Annotated in this window: 19 protein-coding genes; 5 read left to right on the top strand and 14 right to left on the bottom strand. The window is 69.7% G+C overall.

Features of this window, described 5'->3' with window-relative positions; all coding sequences use genetic code 11:
• Positions 1 to 22: 22 nt before the first annotated feature.
• On the top strand, positions 23 to 1,438 hold the full coding sequence (locus tag LQF10_RS03250; RefSeq protein WP_231066070.1) for an MFS transporter: 1,416 nt from the start codon (positions 23 to 25) through the stop codon (positions 1,436 to 1,438).
• On the opposite strand, the gene LQF10_RS03245 is transcribed toward LQF10_RS03250, so the two are convergent.
• The 10 genes from LQF10_RS03245 to ssd form a co-directional block, all read right to left on the bottom strand.
• Complete coding sequence (locus LQF10_RS03245; RefSeq protein ID WP_231066069.1) at positions 1,407 to 2,234, bottom strand: SDR family NAD(P)-dependent oxidoreductase; 828 nt, start codon at positions 2,232 to 2,234, stop codon at positions 1,407 to 1,409. The two genes, LQF10_RS03250 and LQF10_RS03245, sit on opposite strands and share 32 nt — an antisense overlap.
• A 37-nt stretch (positions 2,235 to 2,271) precedes the next feature.
• Complete coding sequence (locus LQF10_RS03240) at positions 2,272 to 4,587, bottom strand: sodium-translocating pyrophosphatase (RefSeq protein ID WP_231066068.1); 2,316 nt, start codon at positions 4,585 to 4,587, stop codon at positions 2,272 to 2,274.
• A gap of 85 nt (positions 4,588 to 4,672) precedes the next feature.
• Positions 4,673 to 7,180, bottom strand: a complete 2,508-nt coding sequence (locus LQF10_RS03235) for a DEAD/DEAH box helicase (protein ID WP_231066067.1) — start codon at positions 7,178 to 7,180, stop codon at positions 4,673 to 4,675.
• Between the two features lie 161 nt (positions 7,181 to 7,341).
• Positions 7,342 to 7,770, bottom strand: a complete 429-nt coding sequence (locus LQF10_RS03230) for an Rv3654c family TadE-like protein (RefSeq protein WP_231066066.1) — start codon at positions 7,768 to 7,770, stop codon at positions 7,342 to 7,344.
• A complete protein-coding gene (locus tag LQF10_RS03225; protein WP_231066065.1) occupies positions 7,767 to 8,138 on the bottom strand; it encodes a TadE family type IV pilus minor pilin in 372 nt (123 codons plus the stop codon). The genes LQF10_RS03230 and LQF10_RS03225 overlap by 4 nt, the downstream gene beginning before the upstream one ends.
• Position 8,139: 1 nt before the next feature.
• On the bottom strand, positions 8,140 to 8,391 hold the full coding sequence (locus LQF10_RS03220) for a DUF4244 domain-containing protein (RefSeq protein WP_231066064.1): 252 nt from the start codon (positions 8,389 to 8,391) through the stop codon (positions 8,140 to 8,142).
• A 251-nt stretch (positions 8,392 to 8,642) separates the two neighbouring features.
• Complete coding sequence (locus tag LQF10_RS03215) at positions 8,643 to 9,275, bottom strand: type II secretion system F family protein (RefSeq protein ID WP_231066063.1); 633 nt, start codon at positions 9,273 to 9,275, stop codon at positions 8,643 to 8,645.
• Entirely contained in the window at positions 9,275 to 9,988 is a 714-nt protein-coding gene (locus LQF10_RS03210; RefSeq protein ID WP_231066062.1) for a type II secretion system F family protein, read from the bottom strand. Before LQF10_RS03210 ends, LQF10_RS03215 begins: the two co-directional genes overlap by 1 nt.
• 8 nt (positions 9,989 to 9,996) lie before the next feature.
• Positions 9,997 to 11,136: a TadA family conjugal transfer-associated ATPase gene (locus LQF10_RS03205; protein ID WP_231066061.1), complete on the bottom strand. Its 1,140-nt coding sequence runs from the start codon at positions 11,134 to 11,136 to the stop codon at positions 9,997 to 9,999.
• A gap of 104 nt (positions 11,137 to 11,240) precedes the next feature.
• A complete protein-coding gene (ssd, locus tag LQF10_RS03200; RefSeq protein ID WP_231066060.1) occupies positions 11,241 to 12,254 on the bottom strand; it encodes a septum site-determining protein Ssd in 1,014 nt (337 codons plus the stop codon).
• A gap of 231 nt (positions 12,255 to 12,485) precedes the next feature.
• On the opposite strand from ssd, the gene LQF10_RS03195 reads away from it, so the two are divergent.
• The 3 genes from LQF10_RS03195 to LQF10_RS03185 all read left to right on the top strand — a co-directional run bounded on the left by LQF10_RS03195 (position 12,486) and on the right by LQF10_RS03185 (position 16,724).
• Positions 12,486 to 13,526 (top strand): hypothetical protein, encoded by a 1,041-nt coding sequence (locus LQF10_RS03195; RefSeq protein WP_231066059.1) that lies wholly within the window; start codon positions 12,486 to 12,488, stop codon positions 13,524 to 13,526.
• A 136-nt stretch (positions 13,527 to 13,662) separates the two neighbouring features.
• A complete protein-coding gene (gene acs / locus LQF10_RS03190; RefSeq protein ID WP_231066058.1) occupies positions 13,663 to 15,651 on the top strand; it encodes an acetate--CoA ligase in 1,989 nt (662 codons plus the stop codon).
• A 164-nt stretch (positions 15,652 to 15,815) separates the two neighbouring features.
• The gene (locus LQF10_RS03185) at positions 15,816 to 16,724 is read left to right on the top strand and encodes an alpha/beta fold hydrolase (protein WP_231066057.1); all 909 of its coding nucleotides are present in this window, start codon (positions 15,816 to 15,818) and stop codon (positions 16,722 to 16,724) included.
• Positions 16,725 to 16,786: 62 nt separating this feature from the next.
• On the opposite strand, the gene nth is transcribed toward LQF10_RS03185, so the two are convergent.
• The gene (nth, locus tag LQF10_RS03180; RefSeq protein WP_231066056.1) at positions 16,787 to 17,491 is read right to left on the bottom strand and encodes an endonuclease III; all 705 of its coding nucleotides are present in this window, start codon (positions 17,489 to 17,491) and stop codon (positions 16,787 to 16,789) included.
• Positions 17,492 to 17,619: 128 nt separating this feature from the next.
• Between nth and LQF10_RS03175 the strand changes: the two genes are divergently transcribed.
• Positions 17,620 to 18,297, top strand: a complete 678-nt coding sequence (locus LQF10_RS03175; protein ID WP_231066055.1) for a Crp/Fnr family transcriptional regulator — start codon at positions 17,620 to 17,622, stop codon at positions 18,295 to 18,297.
• A 55-nt stretch (positions 18,298 to 18,352) separates the two neighbouring features.
• Here LQF10_RS03175 and LQF10_RS03170 read toward each other — a convergent pair whose 3' ends face one another.
• From LQF10_RS03170 to LQF10_RS03160, 3 genes are read right to left on the bottom strand one after another with little or no spacing between them, the layout of a single operon-like run.
• Positions 18,353 to 18,826, bottom strand: coding sequence for a RidA family protein (locus LQF10_RS03170; RefSeq protein ID WP_231066054.1), 474 nt, complete (start codon positions 18,824 to 18,826; stop codon positions 18,353 to 18,355).
• Positions 18,823 to 18,978, bottom strand: coding sequence for a Sp36 family protein (gene sp36, locus LQF10_RS03165; RefSeq protein ID WP_231066053.1), 156 nt, complete (start codon positions 18,976 to 18,978; stop codon positions 18,823 to 18,825). The genes LQF10_RS03170 and sp36 overlap by 4 nt, the downstream gene beginning before the upstream one ends.
• 9 nt (positions 18,979 to 18,987) lie before the next feature.
• Positions 18,988 to 19,332, bottom strand: a complete 345-nt coding sequence (locus LQF10_RS03160; protein ID WP_231066052.1) for a WhiB family transcriptional regulator — start codon at positions 19,330 to 19,332, stop codon at positions 18,988 to 18,990.
• Positions 19,333 to 19,395 lie beyond the last annotated feature (63 nt).

Raw genomic sequence — 19,395 nt, 5'->3', positions numbered from 1 at the left:
TACGAGTGCCACAGTTGTGCCTATGACCAGCGCACCTCCCCCATGGGCAGCCAAGGACCGGACCCTGACCTGGCCGGTGATTGCCTGGTCGTTGTGGGACTGGGGCTCGGCCGCGTTCAACGCGGTGATCACCACCTTCGTGTTCACGGTCTACATCACCTCGGATCCCTTTGGCCCGGAGGCGGAGCGCACCCTGAGCTGGGTGCTCGCCGGCGCCGGGGTCTTGATCGCACTGCTCGCGCCGGTGATCGGCCAACGGGCGGACCGGGCCGGGCGCCGCACCCTCTGGCTGGCAGTCAACACGGCCTTGGTGATCGCCGCCTCGGCCGCGCTGTACTTCGTGCAACCCTCCACCGAGTACTTGTGGCTGGGGCTGGTGCTGCTCGCCGCCGGGAATATCGCCTTCGAGTTCGCAGGCGTGAACTACAACGCGATGCTCGCCGACGTCTCCACTCCGAGGAACGTGGGCCGGGTCTCGGGCATCGGCTGGGGGATGGGCTACCTCGGCGGGATCGTGCTGTTGCTCGTCCTCTATCTCGGGCTGATCCAGCCGGAGGTGGGCCTGTTCGGCATCACCGGCGAGAACGGGCTGGACGTGCGGGTCAGCATGCTGATCTGCGCGGGGTGGACCCTGGCGTTCTCCATCCCGCTGCTGCGCACTGTGCGGGACGGCCCGCGGCCGACGCAGCGTGGCGCTCACGCAGGACTCATCCAGTCCTACCGGCTGCTCTGGGGCACGATCCGCGGCCTGTGGCGCGCCGATCACAACACGATCTACTTCCTGCTCTCCTCGGCCGTGTTCCGGGACGGGCTGGCCGGAGTGTTCACCTTCGGTGGCATCATCGCGGCGGGCACGTTCGGATTCTCTGCCGGGGACGTGATCATCTTCGGCGTGGTGGCCAATGTGGTGGCCGGAATCGCCACGATCCTGGCCGGCCGCCTCGACGATGCCATCGGCCCGAAGCGGGTGATCATGGGTGCATTGGTGGCGATGGTGGTGATGGGGCTGTTGATCTTCTTCCTGCACGACGGCGGCCGTCCCGTGTTCTGGACGTGCGGCCTGGTCCTGGCTGCTTTCGTGGGCCCGGCCCAGACGGCCTCGCGGACCTTCCTGGCACGCCTTATCCCAGCCGGTCGCGAGGGTGAGGTGTTCGGTCTGTATGCCACCACCGGGCGCGCCGTCAGCTTCCTCGCCCCGGCGATGTTCGGCGTGGCGATCTCGATCGGTATCGCCAGCACCAGTGCAACGACCTCAGATGAGGCCCAGTACTGGGGGATCCTCGGGATCGTAGTGGTGCTGCTGGTGGGACTGGTGCTGTTGATCCGCGTGAAGCCGCACGATCACAGCGGCCGGTCCGGCCTGGACGCCCCGAGCACCGAGCAGGCTGGAGACGAGAACGCCCCGCTCAGCGATGAGTCGGGCCGGCCCAGTCCGTGACGGCCAGCCGGTGGCCGGTCTCCGTGGTGCCCGCCGGGGTCGCGGCGCGGGCCCGCAGCTCGTCGATCGTGTCGGTCCCAGCGCGTAGGTAGCACCCGGACAGGGTGTCGAGTTCGCCGGCTGCGAGGGCGGTGACGATCTCGGCCACGGCCTCGGGCGGGGTCCAGTCGGTGCGGCCCTCGTGCATCGCCATCGCCGCGGTCATATCCGTGGCCACCACGCCGGGGGCGAGTTCGAACGCGCGCAGGCCGCGCTGGTAGCCCGCCTCGTGCAGGCCACCCCCGATCCGGAACAGGGCCGTCTTGGCCATGTTGTATCCGGCCATGGCCGGCATATCCCGGGTGCCCGCGCCGGAGTTCAGGTCGATCACGCGGCCTCCGCCGCGCTTCAGCATTCCTGGCACCACCGCGCGGGCGAGCAGGAATGCGCCGAAGACGTTGACCTCCAGCACCTGGTGCACCTGGTGCGGATCCGCCTCCCAGAGCGGGACTTCGGCATCGACCAATCCGGCGTTGTTCACCAGGAGGTCGATCGACCCCAGTGCCTCCTCGGCAGTGGCCACCGCCTCGGTGACGGCTCCCGAATCGGTGACGTCCGCCGTCAGGACGAGGGCACGCTGGCCGCGCGATTCGATCTCGCTGGCGACCTCCTGCAGCCGGGCACGATCCCGGGCGAGCAGGGCCACCTCCACCCCGGCCCCGGCGAGGGCAAGCGCGAGGTGGCGGCCGATCCCGCGTGAGGCACCGGTGACCAGGGCGGTGCGGGCTGGGCGGGGATCAACGGCAGAGATCGACATACTCCGATCGTAGACACGCCGCGAGGCTGGTGCCGGGCTACGAGCGGGTGCCGACTGGCTCGTGCTCGGCTGGTTCCCCGTTCGGTACCTCCAGCTTCGGCGCCCGGAGCTTCGACGCGAGGATCGCGCCGAACGCGATCAGCGCAGCCGCCACGGCAATCCCGATGCGCAGGGTGTGGTTGGCATCATCCGGCACGCTCATCACCACCACTGCGGGGGCGATCAGCACCGACACCAGGTTCATCACTTTCAGCAGCGGGTTGATCGCCGGGCCGGCGGTGTCCTTGAACGGGTCGCCGATCGTGTCCCCGATGATCGTGGCTTCGTGGCCCGCGGAGTTCTTGCCCCCGTAGTGGCCGTCCTCCACGATCTTCTTCGCGTTGTCCCAGGCACCCCCGGAGTTGGCCAGGAACACGGCCATCAGCACGCCGGCGCCGATCGCGCCACCGAGGAAACCGGCGAGTGGGCCCACGCCGAGCCCGAAGCCCACCGCGATGGGTGCGAAGGCCGCGAGCAGACCTGGGGTGGCCAGCTCACGCAGGGAGTCCTTGGTGCAGATGTCCACCACCCGGGCGTACTCGGGGCGGGTCTCGCGGGTCATGATGCCGGGGAACTCCCGGAACTGGCGGCGCACCTCGAACACGATCGCGCCTGCTGCCCGGGTGACCGCATCAATCGCCAGTCCGGAGAACAGGAACACCGTGGATCCGCCGAGGATCACGCCGACGAGGGTGATCGGGGAGATGATCTCGTAGCTGAGCATCGCGGCCACCATGCCCTCGGCTGCCGGGGTCACACCCAGGTCGGCCAACGCCTTGCTGACGGCGTCGGCATAGGACCCGAACAGGGCCGTGGCGGCGAGGACGGCCGTGGCGATCGCGATGCCCTTGGTGATGGCCTTCGTGGTGTTGCCCACGGCGTCCAGGTCGGTGAGGATCTGCGCGCCCTCGGCGTCCACCTCGCCGGACATCTCCGCGATGCCCTGGGCGTTGTCGGAGACGGGACCGAAGGTGTCCATCGCCACGATCACGCCAACCGTGGTGAGTAGCCCGCAGCCGGCCAGGGCGATGAGGAACAGTGCGAGCCAGATCGACCCGCCGGAGAGCAGGAACAGCCCGCACAGGGCCGCGGCGATGATGCCGGCGGTGTAGACCGCGGACTCGAACCCGACGCCGATCCCGGAGAGCACGACGGTGGCCGCACCGGTACGGGAGGCGGCGGCCACGGTCCGGGTGGGCTTCGCCGTCGTGCCGGTGAAGTAGCCGGTGACGGCGAGGATCACACCGGCCAGCACCACACCCACGAGCACGGCGAGTGCCGAGACCAGGCGCGGGTCGCCGCCGTGATCGGCGAGGGCCTCGCTCACACCCGTGAGGTCGGCGAAGGAGGACGGCAGGTAGATGAAGGCGGCCACGCCGGCGAGCGCCGCACCGATGAGGGCGGAGACGTAGAAGCCGCGGTAGATGGCGCGCAGCCCGGATTCGCTGCCACGCACCTTGGTGATGAACACGCCGAGCACGGCCACGAGCGCTCCGATGGCGGTGACGATCAGCGGGAACACCAGGCCGGCCTCGCCCATGGTGGCCTTGCCGAGGATCAGCGCGGCGACCAGGGTCACGGCGTAGGACTCGAACAGGTCGGCCGCCATCCCGGCGCAGTCGCCCACGTTGTCGCCCACGTTGTCGGCGATCGTGGCGGCGTTGCGGGGGTCGTCCTCGGGGATGCCCTGCTCCACCTTGCCCACCAGATCGGCGCCGACATCGGCGGCCTTGGTGAAGATGCCGCCGCCGACCCGCATGAACATCGCCAGCAGCGCGGCGCCGAAGCCGAAGCCCTCCAGCACGGCGGGAGCGTCTCCGCGGTAGACGAGGACGACGGCCGCTGCACCGAGGAGGCCCAGGCCCACCACGCTCATCCCGACCGCGCCACCGGTGCGGAACGCGATCCTGGCACCCTCGTGGCGGGCACTGTTGCCCGTTCCTGCCGACGCGGCGGCGGCCACACGCAGGTTCGCGCGGGTGGCGAGCCACATGCCGAGGTAACCGATCGCGGCCGAGAACCCCGCCCCGATGAGGAACGCGATGGACCGGCCGACGCGCACACCGGACTCACCTGGGAGCAGGAAGAGCAGGGCGAACACCACGACGGCGAACAGCGCCAGGGTGCGGAACTGTCGGTTCAGGTAAGCAGAGGCTCCTTCCTGGATCGCAGTGGCGATTGCCTGCATCGCCGGTGTGCCATCTCCGGCAGCCAGCACCTGACGGCGCAGGAACACGGCGAACACCAGAGATGCGACCGCAACCAGCGCGATGACCGACACGATGACGAGGCTCGTGGTTCCGAGCTGAAGCATCCGTCCTCCTCGACGAACAAAAACACCGACCCCGGTGGGTGTCCCGGGGTTCCGGTGAGTCTAACCAGGAAATGGGTGAGGTCGGTCACACCCGAGGGGCAAGGTCGAAAAGAAGCCCGAGCACCGCAAGCGCCCCGGCCTTGTCCAGTGGCGAGTTGTTGTTGCCGCACTTGGGCGACTGGATGCACGCGGGGCAGCCCGTCGCGCAGCGGCAGCCGGCCACCGCGTCCCGCGTGGCGGTGAGCCAGGGCCCCGCCATGGCGTAGCCGCGCTGAGCGAATCCGGCGCCGCCGGGGTAACCGTCGTAGACGAACACGGTGGGTTCGAGGGTGTCCTGGTGCAATGCGGTGGACAGGCCGCCGATGTCCCACCGGTCACAGGTGGCGACCAGGCCGAGGAGCCCGATCGCGGCGTGCTCGGCGGCGTGCAGGGCGCCGGGCAGGTCAGCTTGTGTCAGGCCAGCGTCGTCGAGCACCTCTGCTGGGACGGACCACCAGCAGCCGGTGGTGCGCAGTGTGTGTTCGGGCAGGTCCAGCGAGTAGGAGCCGACCAGCTCGAGCCCGGGCAGCCGGCGGCGGTCGTAGCCCACGACGCGTTCGGTCACCTCGAGCGTGCCGTACGCCCAGCGGACCGGACCCCACTGGTGCTCGGACTGCGTCTCGAGCACGGTGATGTGCTTGTCGCTGCGGCTGCGCGTGCGGTAGCCCACGGTCTTCTCGGTGACCAGGGCGACGTCGTCGGAGTAGTCCTGCACCAGGAAGGTGCGCCCCTGGTGCACGTACACGGCCCCGGTGTGCACGGTCGCGTCGGCGCGAGCGGCATCGACGGTGCCGAGGACGCGCCCGGTGCTCGCCTCCACCACCTGCACGGGGGCGCCACCTCCGCCGCGCAGATCGGTGAGGGCGGCTGGATCCTCGGGGCGGGAGTAGTTCCAGTACCAGCCTCCGCTCCGCCGGCGCAGCAGCCCGCGGGCGACCAGTTCCGCCAGTAGGTCCGAGGTGCCCGGACCGAAGATCTCCAGGTCGGCTTCAGTCAGTGGCTGCTCGGCGGCCGCCGCGCACAGGTGCGGCGCTAGCACGTACGGGTTCCCGGGATCGAAGGCGGTGGCTTCCACCGGTGCACCGAAGATCATGTCGGGGTGGTGTACGAGGTAGGCATCGAGCGGGTTGTCGCTGGCGATCAGCACAGCCAGACCTTCCGCACCGGCCCGCCCGGCCCGTCCGACCTGCTGCCAGAACGAGACGCGGGTGCCGGGCCAGCCGGCAATGAGCACGGCATCCAGACCGGCAATGTCCACACCCAGTTCGAGCGCGTTCGTCGTGGCCAGTGCACGCAACTCACCGGTGCGCAGCGCTCGTTCCAGTTCGCGGCGTTCCTCGGGCAGATAGCCGCCCCGGTAGGCGGCCACAGTCCCTGGGAGGTCGATCGCGGCGCCATGGGCGCCGTGCGGATCGGCGCTGCCCCGGTCGCGCAGCTGGGAGCGGGTCTGGTCGGCGATCGCCTCGGCGCCCACCCGGGAGCGGACGAAGGCGAGGGTGCGTCTTCCGGCGCGGACGAGATCAGTGAGTAGTTCGGAGGTCTCGGCAAGGGTGGATCGGCGCGGGCCGTCTTCAGGAGTGCCGCTGGGGCGCCACTCATTCGATTCGGACGCTGCGTCGGCGGGACTAGCATCTGCGGCGGAGGCTATGCCGGCTTCGGGGGCGGTGCCGTCCGCGGAGGCTGCCGTCTCCTCGTAGGCACCCGCGGGATCGAGCACCGGTGGTTGCCAGAGCGCCACCGTGCGCCGGCCCGCGGTGGCGGTATCGGTAGTCACGGCGGTGACCGTCTCGGCGGGTACGCCCAGCAATCGGGCAGCACTCTGCCCGGGATCGCCGGTGGTGGCCGAGGCGAGGATTGCGCTCGGGGTGGCGCCGTAATGCGCCGCCAGCCGGAGCAGGCGCCGAAGCACCAGGGCTACGTGTGCGCCCAGCACGCCGCGGTAGGCGTGGCACTCGTCAACCACCACGAACCGCAGACCCCGCAGGAACCGTTGCCAGCGACGATGCCGTGGCAGCAGCGAAAAGTGCAGGAAGTCCGGGTTCGTGAGCACCAGGTCGGCGTAGTCGCGGACCCAGTCGCGCTCGTTGCTCGGGGTATCTCCATCGCAGGTGGCGGGCCGCACATCGCGGATCGCGGCGTCACGCAGCAACGACTGCAGGCCATGCAGCTGGTCGGCCGCGAGAGCCTTGGTGGGGCTCAGATAGAGCACGGTGGGGCGCCTGTTCAGTGCGGCGATACTGGTCCCGGGCCCCTCCCTCGTAGCCGCGCGCACCGCGCTGATCGCCGGCAGCCAGGACGCCAAGGACTTTCCGGAGCCTGTGGCGGTGGCCAGAACCACGTGCCGCCCGGCCCACGCCGCCTCCGCGGCCTCCACCTGGTGCTCCCACGGCGCGGCCACACCGCGGCTCACGTACCCGCCCATGAGTTCGGGGTCGGCCCAGTCGGGCCAGGTCCCACGAGCACCTTCCCGCGGGGGGATGTGCTCCACATGCACGAGGCTCTCCCGCACCCGCCGTGGCGTGAGGAGCACGCCGAGGGTGTCCGGGTCGCTCACCGGCTCAGTGTCTCAGCACGAACCGACACGTGCGGAGGGAGGGTCTCCAGACGGGTGCTCCACGTCTGAAACCCACGTGTCATCTGAACCCACTTTTCGCGTGTGAACCCGCACGGCGCCGGGTTCACACGCGAAAAGTGGGTTCAGATCGCGGGCGGCAATCACAGCCCGACGGGGCCGGCCCGCGCCTCGGCCGAGGCGACGTCTCGCCACCCAGGCAGCGGGTGCACCGGAACCTGCACGCGCACGTCCACCAGCGGGCCGTCCCCGACGGCGCAGGTCACCAATGAGGCACCGTTGCGTTCGGCGACCAGCGCCGCCATGCGGCATGGGTCCGGTTCACCCACGACGGCCTCACTGGCTGCGGCGAGTGCGGCCAGATCGGCGACACCCTGCGCGTGCCCCCGGGCGGCTGTGGCCTGCACGAACGCGGACAGGAGCGTGAAGCACAGGAGCGCTGCCGCGACCACGCCGAGCACCAGGACCGTCACTGAACCGGCGTCGCGATGCGCCCGTCCGGTGCGTCCGGAGCGTTCGGAGCGTTCAGGGTGTTCGGGGTGTCCGGGCTGTTCGGGGTGTTCGGAGGTCATGGCACCCCTGGTTCCACTGGGGCGCTCAGCTCGGCAGAGACCTCCAGCAGTCCGCCGAGCGGCCCCAGCGGCACCTCGGCGACCACCCGCACCTGCACCCAGGCGCCGTCCTCCTGCACGCTCACTACCGCGTCCGGGCCGGCCACGCCCTGGGCAAGTTCGACCACCTCCGCCTGGGATTGTCCGACGGCGGCCGCCCGGGCGCCGGCTCGGGCGGCGTCCGCGCACCGCACCTGCGCCACTCCGATGGCGGCCGCGACCAGCACCGCCACGAGGATGAGCACGACCGCAGGCAACAGGACCGCAAGCTCGGCGGTGACCGAGCCACGTTCGCGCGGTATCTCTCGAAGTGCACGGACGCCGGTCACGTCAGCCGCCGATGGAGAGCGCCTGCTGGATGATTCCCAGCAGCATCCCGCGGACCTCGTCGCTGCGCATGATCGCCAGCAGCAGCCCGGCGAAAGCCACTGCGGCAAGGGTGGCGATGGCGTACTCGGCTGTGGCCATCCCCGCGTCGCCCCGAGCGCGGACTGCCGACCACCGCGCGGCCAATGCCGCCCGGACGCTCCGGCCTCGGGTCAGTGTGCCCCGGTGGCGGGCCTGGATCGTGTGTGCAGTCATCAACGTTCCTCTCGTTCGGGGGCCGGTGGCCCCGTGGAACTCCAGGCTGCGACGCGGCGACGGCACCGCGCCGAGGGTGCGGGGTGGGCTGTGGAGAACAGTGCGCCGGGTGCCTCGTGTGCACAATGTGCGTGGCCCCGAATCGAATTTCTCGCCGTCGAACTGGCTTGAGGCGTGCGGAACGCCACTCCCCACGGGCGGCCAACTCCTCAGGGAATCCGATTCCCATGGACACGTGCACTACGCGGCGCTCACCAGCCGAACAGGTTCATACCGGTGGACAGCAATACAGGAGCCAACCCCAGCAGCACGAATGCGGGTAATAGGCACAACCCGAGCGGGAGGACGAGCCGGACTCCCAGCCGGGCCGCTGCCTCCCGGGCACGAGAACCCCGCCGGGCCCGGATCGTCACCGCCGCCTGAGCCAGGAGCGGCGCAGGGTCCACTCCGTCTCGCCACGCCGGTCCGAGCGCGTCCCGCAACGACTCCACCTGTACCGGGATTCTCCCGTTCTGCCATGCCTCGTCCCACGGGGCACCCAGCCGGAGCGCCGCCACCGCCCGCAGCAGGGGGTCCGCGAGTTCCTCGTCAAGCGCATGCCCCAAAGCCTCGATCACGGCCGGAACTGATGCCCCTGAACTGAGCGAGGCTCCGGCCAGGTCCAGCAGCACAGCCTCATCGACCTGGGCGGCAGATCGCCGCGCCGGGCGAGCCGACGACGCTCCCCCGCGCCCCCACTTCCCGTGCACCTTCTTCCCGTGCGCGCCGTGATCGGGAGACACAGCATCGGGGTAGTCCTGCGGAGGTCGCGGGAGCGCCCACGGCACGAGGGCGAGCGTCGCCAGCACCACGATCAGCACCGCACTGCCGGCATGCATCACCATCACCGACTCCCGGCGCGCTCAGCGACCCGCACCAGGGACGTCGTCCACCGGTGCCCCGCCACCAGCAACACAATTCCCCCCACTAGGCAGACAGTGCCCCAGCTGCCGTCCAGGAGCACCAAGGGGTCAGCGCCGAGCGCCGCTCCCATCAGCATGCCCGCCACGGGGAGCCAGGTGAGCAATCGAGCAGTCGCCCGAGGGGCAGCCAGTGCCGTCCGCCGACCGCTCGCGGCTTCCTCGGCCTCAGCAACGCCATGCGCACACGAGTCCAGCACGTCCGCGAGCGGGGCGCCGAGGTGCTCGGCCACACGCACGGCCGCCACTGCACCAGCCACGGCCTGGGCACGTGGACCGGAGCGATCGGCGGAATTCCCGATCCCGCGCCGCACCCCACGACGATCTGATGTCCCAGCAGCACCTGGCCCGGGCCGGCCTGCAGGATGAGCAAGGGCCGCCAGTTCCGCGGGCACATCGGGCCGGTTCCGCAATGTGTGGTCCCAGGCCACTGAGATCGCGGCCCCGGTGCGAAGCCGCGCAGCGACCTCCACAAGCAGGGCACCCACCGGCTCCTCAGGTGTGCGTCCACGCCGTCGTCGTGCTCGCCTGCGCCGCCGCGGCAACACGCGGGCCCCGGGCAGCGGTACTCCCCGGCCCGGGATGGTGAGAATCGCTGCCGCACCCATCACCAACAGCGCCGCCAGCAGCTCCGTCATCGGCACCGTCATCGCCCGGCATCGTCGAGAGTGCGGGCCAGCTCCGGCCACGCCTCAGCCTCGGCGAGCTCGCCGCGACGGTCGCAGCGCAACGCCAACGCTGCCCGGAACCCCTCAGCCCCCTCGGCTCGCAGAACAGCTACCTCAGTCAAGCGCCGCCGCCCCTCCCGGCGCACCAGATGCACCACTGCATGGACGGCGCTGCGCGCCTGAACTGCGACGGTCGCGGGCGACATCCCGGCGAGTGCACCGAGGGCTACCAGCCGGGCCGGGACATCGCGGGCGGCGTTGGCGTGCACTGTGGCCCAGCCGCCGTCGTGGCCGGTATTCAACGCTCCCAGCACTTCCCGCACCTCTGCGCCACGGCACTCGCCGAGGACGAGCCGGTCCGGACGCATTCGCATCGCGGTGCGCACCAGATCTGGCAGCGTGATCTCGCCTGCACCCTGCACATTCGGCCGGCGCACCTGCAGATGCAGCACGTGCGGGTGGTCCGGTGCGAGTTCGGCCGCTTCTTCGATGCAGATGATGCGCTCCCCCGGCGGTACCAGGCTCAGCGCACTCGCCACCAGGGTCGTCTTGCCAGTGCCGGTGGCACCACTGACCAGCACATTCGCCCGGACCTGCACGAGGCGCTCGAGCACCTGGGCGCTACGATCGTCCAGCATGCCGGAGGCCCGCAGCTCGTCCAGCCCGAAAGCCCGCGTGCGCATGGTGCGCAACGAGAGCACCGCCCCCTCGGCGCACAGCGGCGGCAACAGCGCATGCAGGCGGGTCCCATCCGGGAGGCGCCCCTCGGCCACCGGTGCAGCATCGTCGAGACGCTGGCCGGAGGCCGCAGCCAGTCGGGTAGCCAGCTCACGGACGGCACGGAGCCGCCCAGGAACGGCCCGCAATCCCGAGCCACGGTCCACCCATACGCTGCCGTCACCGTTCACGACGACATCACTCACCTGTGGGTCATCCAGGAGTGGTTGCAGGACCGGACCCGCTCCGAGGAACTCGGCACGAGCGGTGCGCTCCAGCGAGAGCAGATCCTTGTCACCGCGCACGCCCGCGGAGCGCCGCACTGCCCTGCTCACCTCCGATGGACCCACCAGCCCGTTGCTGCTGCGCGAGGCGGCACCGTTGAGCAGCGATTCGCGCACATCGCCGAGCTGATCCGAGCCACCCCCAAGAGATGGGGGCGGGGACGGCCGGAGAGTGGACCGCTGGAGAGCGGGTCGTGGGAGGGCGCGGCGCGGGTGCGCCATCAGGAGACCAGATCGAGTTCGTCGACCACCCGGCGTGCACCGCGACGCAACGGACCACGCCGGTACTCGCCTGGGGCCACACCGCGTTCGATCGCGGCTGCCAGGGACCGCTCCTCCCGCATGCTCAGTGCCAGCGGGAGACCGCATGCCTGCGCGAGCTCCGCCGGGGTGAGTCCGCCGGGGGCCGGTCCGCGGACCACCAACCGCAGGTCGATACCTTGCCAGGACGTCACCAGCGCTCGGGCAGCGGCGCCGCTCATCACATCGCAGGGCGTGATCACGTAGACGACGTCGCACGCGTCGGCCCACGCGTTCTGGGTACGTGGCAGATCAAGCACCAGAGCGTCGTGCCCGGCCGCGAGCGCCTCCAGCACCTCTCCCCCGGCGGTGGGTGCCGGTCCGCCGCGCCAGTCCGTGGACAGGACGTGCACGCCATTCCAGGTCGGCAGCGCGCCTGCCAGCGGTTCTTGTGGCATCGCGCCCCGGTCGTCGGCCACATCGGCCCAGCGCAGCCCTCCGATGTGCTCGATCCCGAGCAGGAGGTCGATTCCCGGCCCGCGACCGTCCAGATCAGCAAGCGCGACCCCGAGGCCTGCCTCGGCGCACACGGTGGCGAGCGCGGCGGCAAAGCACGAGGCGCCGGCACCGCCCCTGGCACCCACCACACCCAGCACCTGAGCCCGCCGGTCCCGGCAGGCTGTGCGCACCAGCGCGAGGAGCGCTTCGGCCTCTCCCGGCAAGGACATCATCCGGCCATCGCTCTGCCCGTGCCCGGTCTCAGTCGCCGGTCCGGCGCTCACCCACGCTGCTCTGGCGCCGGGGCGCACCCAGGGTGGATCCTCGTGGCCACGCTCACCGGCACTGTCCAGCAGCAGGCGTGCGCTGGTCGGTGGTGGCGCGCCCGGGGCGTAGACGACCACGGGCTGGTCGGCGAGGGTGACCACCTCGCGCACCGCGTCGATCACGGCAGCATCTGCGGAACGCAGCGCCACCGCCTGCAGGTCCTGACTCATCGATTCTCCCTCCGCCGGAAATCCAGCGTGAGCGAGCGACGGCACGCACCGCCTGCTCACCTGAGGGGGCTGTGGACAGAAGCGCAACCGATGACCAGTTGTGGATACCGGCGCCGAGATCCGCCGTCACCCGGACACGCAATGGTCACGCCGGCGTTCTTTCGGCGTGCCACGGCGCTTCGCAGGCGTCACCATCGATACGGTGAACGCACCCGCCGACTGGAGGATCCCGTGAGTACCGTCCCCCCGCACGATCGCGAGGAACGCGACCCGAACGCTGCACCTGATGAGAGTGCGGCCGCCGACACCACCCAGGCGGCCGACCCCGCGAGTCCTGCCGGCAGCGCGCCCGCTGCCGATTCCGACCGAGCCGATCGCTACCGTGCGGACTCCTCCGCCGGCGTAGCGCCCGACGCTGGCACTGCCGGACCGCTCCCTACCGACCCGGCGTCCCCAGCGCCGCCTGAGACGCCGGAGCCTGTGGTGAACCGGGAGCCCACGGCGACCCCGCCGGCCAGCAGCAGCACCGGCACGGGAGCGCACACACGCGCCGTCGATCCGGAACCGCCAACCCGCCAACTCCCTACCGAAGAGGATGATGCCGTGCTGCGCGAGCAGCGCGCACGCCGGTTCGGGCGAGGAACTGCTACACCTGACCAGGAGCCTCCCGTGACCTCGCCAGCTGCCCCCGGCGGCTACGCCGATCACACGCGCGTGGAACCGACGACCACCCGGGTGGAGACCACGCCCGAGTCCGATGACCCGTTCAGTGACTGGGATGAGGGTCCGCAATCACGCGCCGCCGCCCATTGGTGGGGCATCCTCATCGCGATCGTCTTCGCGCCGGTCGCGTGGTACCTGCTCGTTGACGGTGGCGAGCGCGTCTCCTTCTCGCTGGACCGCAACCTGGAAGCGGTCAACGTGGCCGGTCTGCTTGAGCTGGCCGGTGGAATCGTCTGCACGGTGGTGCTGCTCATCGCAGCACGGTGGTCCTCGGTGGGGCCGATCATCGTCGGTTCTATCGGCACGCTGATCGGGGCTGCCTTCCTCGCCATTCCGGTGATCGTGCAGGACTTCCTGGACCAGCAGGCCACGGTCTTCGATCGGCTGGGCCAGTTCGGGCAGAACGTCTTCGATCACTTGGTGACCGAGGGCCACGCCGGGCGGCTGCTGCTGTACGGGGTGGTGCTGATCTTCGTCGGCATCATCTCGCACGGCGCACGCCGGCAGGGCCGGCGTGAAGAGCGCCGGAAGATCGCAGTGGAGAGCTGAGCACAGCACCCCGTCGACGGCGGCCGGTCCCCTGGCGGGGGCCGGCCGCCGTCGTCTGTGCTCGCCTACACGGGGGGCGGCGCTGGGCATAGGCTGGGCGGGTAGCCATGCACCACAGCCGTTGCTCGGAGGAACAGTGACTGACCACAATCCCGCCCTGGAGAACCTCCTCACCGAGACGCGCGCCTTCGCGCCCTCGGAGGAGTTCGCCGCGGCAGCGAACGCCAAAGACGACATGTACGCCCGCGCCGAGGCCGACCGCCTGGAGTTCTGGGCCGAGCAGGCCCGCCGCCACCTCACCTGGGATACCCCGTTCACCGAGGTGCTCGACTTCTCCGGTGCCCCGACAGCCCGCTGGTTCGCTGACGGCCGCCTGAATGCCGCGTACAACGCCGTGGACCGGCACGTGGAGGCGGGCAACGGTGACCGCATCGCGATTCTGTTCGAGGGCGAGCCGGGTGATACCCGCACACTCACCTACGCCGAGCTGCAGCGTGAGGTCTCCAGGGCCGCGAACGCCCTGGAGTCGCTCGGCGTGGTGACGGGTGACAGGGTAGCTATCTATCTGCCGATGATCCCCGAGGCCGTGATCGCGATGCTGGCCTGCGCCCGCATCGGCGCCGCCCACTCGGTGGTCTTCGGCGGCTTCTCCGCCGAGGCCCTGTACTCGCGCATCATCGACGCCGATGCGAGCGCTGTGATCACCGCCGACGGCGGATACCGCCGCGGTAAGCCCAGCGCCCTCAAGCCCGCCGTGGACGAGGCGCTGACCAAGGGCGAGACGAACGTCAAGCACGTGCTGGTGGTGCGCCGCACCGAGCAGGACGTGGCGTGGACGGACGGCCGGGACGTGTGGTGGCACGAGGCGCTCGCCGAGGCGCCGGAGAAGCACACGCCCGTAGCGGTGGAGGCCGAGCACCCGCTGTTCATCCTCTACACCTCCGGCACCACCGGTAAGCCCAAGGGGATCCTGCACACCACCGGCGGCTACCTCACCCAGGCGGCCTACACGCACTGGAACGTGTTCGATCTCAAGCCGGAAACGGACGTGTACTGGTGCACGGCCGACGTCGGCTGGGTCACCGGGCACTCCTACGTCACCTACGGCCCGCTCATCAACGGTGCCACCCAGGTGATCTACGAGGGCACCCCGGACAGCCCGCACCAAGGGCGTTGGTGGGAGATCGTGGAGAAGTACGGCGTCACGATCCTCTACACGGCCCCGACGGCGATCCGCACCTGCATGAAGTGGGGTGAGGAGATCCCGGGCAAGTTCGACCTGAGCACCCTGCGGGTGCTGGGGAGTGTGGGTGAGCCGATCAACCCTGAGGCGTGGATGTGGTACCGCCGGGTGATCGGTGGAGACAAGGCCCCGATCGTGGACACCTGGTGGCAGACGGAGACTGGCGCGATCATGATCTCGCCGCTGCCGGGCGTCACGGCCACCAAGCCCGGCTCGGCGCAGGTGCCGGTGCCGGGTATCTCGACGAGCATCTGGGATGACGCCGGGCAGCCGGTCGGTCCAGGGGGCGGCGGCTACCTGGTGCTGGACCAGCCGTGGCCCTCGATGCTGCGCGGCATCTGGGGCGATGAGGAGCGGTTCAAGGAGACCTACTGGTCCCGCTTCCCCGGCACATACTTCGCCGGCGACGGTGCCAAGTACGACGCCGACGGCGACATCTGGCTACTCGGCCGGGTGGATGACGTGATGAACATCTCGGGGCACCGCCTGTCCACCACGGAGATCGAATCCGCCCTCGTCTCGCACGAGTGGGTGGCCGAGGCCGCCGTGGTGGGCGCCAGTGATGAGACCACCGGCCAGGCCGTGGTGGCCTTCGTGATCCTGCGCGGCGAAGCCCAGGAGAAGGCCGATGAGGTGGGTGAGGGGGCCGATGTGGTCGCCGCACTGCGCAACCACGTCGCCTCCGAGATCGGCCCCATCGCCAAGCCGCGCTCGATCCTCGTGGTGGCGGAGCTGCCGAAGACCCGCTCGGGAAAGATCATGCGCCGGCTGCTGCGGGACGTGGCCGAAAACCGTCAGGTGGGCGATGTGACCACCCTCGCGGACAGTTCGGTGATGGACCTGATTTCCACCGGGATGCAGGGCAGCTCCAGCCAGGATTGACCCGCTTCCCCGCTGCTGTGGGGGAACGGTGTGGCCGGTACTGAACGCGAAACCGGCTACACCGTTGCCCCACTTTCGGATGAGGCAGGGGCGCTTGGCCCACGGGGAGTTGTCCCTCTCGGGGATGATTTGCCGCGCCGGTCGGCGCGGTAACGTCGCCTCTCGTGACTGTTGACCCTGCGATCGTGTTGGCCGCTGGGCCCTGGACCCACCGGATGGTGGCCGCTAACGGAGGCCGATTCCACCTGGCCCTGGCCGGCCCCGATGACGGCGATGCTCCCCTCGTGGTGCTCCTGCACGCCTTTCCGCAGTTCTGGTGGGCGTGGCGTGCGCAGCTCCCCGCGCTGGCTACCGCCGGCTACCGGGTGGCGGCTATGGACCTGCGCGGCTACGCGGGATCCGACAAACCTCCCTCGGGTCACGACACCCCATCGATGGTGGCGGACGTACGCGGGGTGATCCGCTCGCTCGGGGCGAGCGACGCCGTCGTGATCGGGCACGGCCTCGGCGGCCAGGTGGCCTGGTCGATGCCGGCGATTGCACCGGAGGTGACCCGCGCGATCGCAGTGCTGGGCGCCCCGCACCCGGTGCCATTGCACACGCCATCGGTGCGGGTCACGCCGGCGGGGACGCTGGCAACGTTGGCGAAGTTCCAGGTGCCGTGGTTCCCGGAGCGGTCCTTCACCCGTTCCGACGGCGTCGCTCGCCTCCTGCGTGCGTGGGGAGCGCCCGGCTGGGAGCCGGAGTCCGTGGAGCTGTACACGCAGGCGATGCAGTTGCCGTTCGTGGCGCACAGCGCGATGGAGCAGCTGCGCTGGTCATTGCGGTCCACCCCTCGCGTGGACGGCCAGCAGTACCGTGCGCAGGTGACCACCGGTATCGGCGTTCCGGTGCTGTCTGTGCGTGGTTCGGCGGACCCGGTGTTCAGTTCGAGCTCATACCGGCGGGACGGGGACTACACGCACGCCCGCTACTCCCGGGTGACGATCGACGGCGCCGGGCACTGGCTTCCTGAGGAAGCGCCGGAGGAGGTCAGTGAGCTATTGATCGGATGGCTCGACGAGCTCGAGTGAGCCGCCGAGGTAAGCGACTTCCATCGTCTCCGGAACACGCCTGAGTGACCGAAAAGGTTGCTTCACTTCTTCGCTTGTCTGTTCCGTCCCTTTCCAGCGGCCTTCGCGCCTGTCTTCACTGCTACTTTCATTGCCGGCGGCTCGCCCGTTGGATAGGACGGGCACAGGTCGGCGATCGGACATCCTTCGCAGGCGGGCTTGCGGGCGGTGCAGGTACGCCGGCCGTGGAAGATCAGGCGGTGGCAGAGCATCACCCAGCGTTCGGCCGGAAACAGCTCCATCAAGTCCCGTTCCACCTTCAGCGCATCGGTGTTCGTGGTCCATCCGAGGCGCCGGGAGAGCCGGCCGACGTGGGTGTCCACGGTGATCCCCGGGACGTCGAAGGCGTTGCCGAGCACCACATTGGCGGTCTTGCGGCCGACGCCTGGGAGAGCGACCAGTTTCTCCAGAGTGGAGGGAACCTCTCCCCCGTGCTCGGCCACCAGCGCGGCACCGATGCCCTGCACGGCGGCGGCCTTGTTCCGGAAGAATCCTGTCGGCCGGATGAGCTCTTCCAACTCGCTGCGATCGGCTCCGGCGTAGGCAGCGGCATCGGGAAACCGGGCGAACAGGGCGGGTGTGGTGAGATTCACCCGCACGTCCGTGCACTGGGCCGAGAGCACCGTGGCCACGAGGAGCTCCAGCGGTGTGCGATAGTCGAGTTCGCAGTGCGCATCGGGGTACGCCTCGCCAAGGAGTTCGTCGATCTGGAGCGGTTCTGCGCGCACTCGAGTTCCTCCTGAACTGCGGCGTTCGTGACTGACATGGTCAGCCTACGCAGCGTTGCGGACGTGCCCACCTGCCGAAGAGTGGCAGACTGTGGCTGACCTCACAGCAACTGAAGGGACATCCTGAGATGGACGAGGCTGTCGTTCGATCCGCCCCGCTCTTCGCTGAGCTGAGCGATGAGAGTTATCGCGCGGTTCGCGAACGCACCGGAGAACTCACGTTCCGTCGCGGTGAGGAGATCTTCCACGAAGGCTCCGCCGGCGACCGGCTCTACGTGATCGGTTCCGGCAAGGTGAAGCTCGGGCACATGGCCCCCGACGGCCGTGAGCACCTCCTCGCCATCCTCGGCCCCGGCGAGATTCTTGGCGAGGTGTCCCTGTACGACCCGGGCAAGCGCACCGCCACGGCCACGGCCCTGGCCACCACCGAGTTGGTCGAGTTGAGCCACCAGGGCCTGCTGCAGATCCTCGACGCGCGCCCCGAGGTCTCCCAGCATCTGCTGCGCTCCCTGGCGATGCGGCTACGGCAGACCAATGACAAGGTGGCCGATCTGATCTTCTCCGACGTGCCCGGCCGGGTCTCGAAGGCGCTGTTGGACCTGGGTCGACGGTTCGGTGAGCGCACCGATTCCGGGCTCCGGGTCACCCATGACCTCACCCAAGAGGAACTTGCCCAGCTCGTCGGAGCCACCCGCGAGACGGTGAACAAGGCACTGGCCGAATTCTCCAACCGCGGCTGGATCCAGCTGCAGGGCCGCACGGTGGTGCTGGTGGATATCGACCGGCTGACCCACCGCGCCCGCTGACACCCACACCAACGCCCTGACGACGGCCCGCCTGGCCGGTCGTCAGGGCGTTCGTCTACGTGGGGCTTACCTCGACGATGAGCTCCACTTCGACCGGTGCGTCCAGTGGGAGCACAGCCACTCCGACGGCGGACCGTGCGTGCACGCCCGCCTCACCAAAGATGTCCTGCAGCACGTTCGAGGCCCCGTTGATCACCCGGGGCTGCCCCGTGAATGTTGGATCCGAAGCGACGAAGCCGACCACTTTGACCACCCGGACGATCCGATCCACGCCGCCGGCCAGCGATGCGGCCGCGGCGACGGCGTTGAGTGCGGCAACGCGGGCGGCCGCCGTGGCGTCAGCCTCACTGACCAGGCCCTCACCCTCGCCCACCTTGCCGGCATGCTCAAGGGCCCCGGAGACCAACGGCACCTGGCCGGAGGTGTAGATCAGGGTGCCCCACTGCACGGCCGGTGCATAGGAGGCCACCGGTGGGACGACGTCGGGCAGCTCGATACCAAGCTCGGCCAGACGCGCGGAGGCGCTCACTCCTTCGCTCGTTTCAGGTAGGCAACCAGCCCGTTGTTGTCCGGGCCAGGCACCACCTGGACGAGTTCCCAGCCGTCCTCACCCCATTGGTCGAGGATCTGCTTGGTGGCATGGATGATCAGCGGTACGGTCGCGTACTCCCAGCGTGTCATGCCGCGATCCTACGAGACGCCGCTACTTGCCACCCATCGGCGCGCCTTCGACCGCCGCGTCCCGATGAACGTGTCCAGCTCCTCGTCATCGAGCTCTCCCAGCGCGATCCGCCATGAGTCCACATCTGGCTCATTGCGCAGCAATGCCCGGCGTTCGCGTTCGGTCATTCCTCCCCACACCCCGAACTGGATCCGATTGTCGAGCGCATCCACCAGGCATTCCAACCGCACCGGGCAGGTAAAGCAGATCTCGCGCGCTTCGCGCTGTGCTGCCCCCTGCACGAACAGTTCATCTGGCGATCGTGCCGCGCACGCCGCCCTGAGCGTCCATTCCTCATCGAACCTGATGCTCATGTACACCTCTCCACCCTGAGTGGCGTGACCGATTCAAAAGCGAGTCAAGCTGACTACTTGACC

The sequence above is a fragment of the Ruania halotolerans genome (assembly GCF_021049285.1).
In the GTDB taxonomy this organism is placed as follows: Bacteria; Actinomycetota; Actinomycetes; order Actinomycetales; family Beutenbergiaceae; genus Ruania; species Ruania halotolerans.
This window is presented reverse-complemented; position numbering and strand designations above follow the sequence as displayed.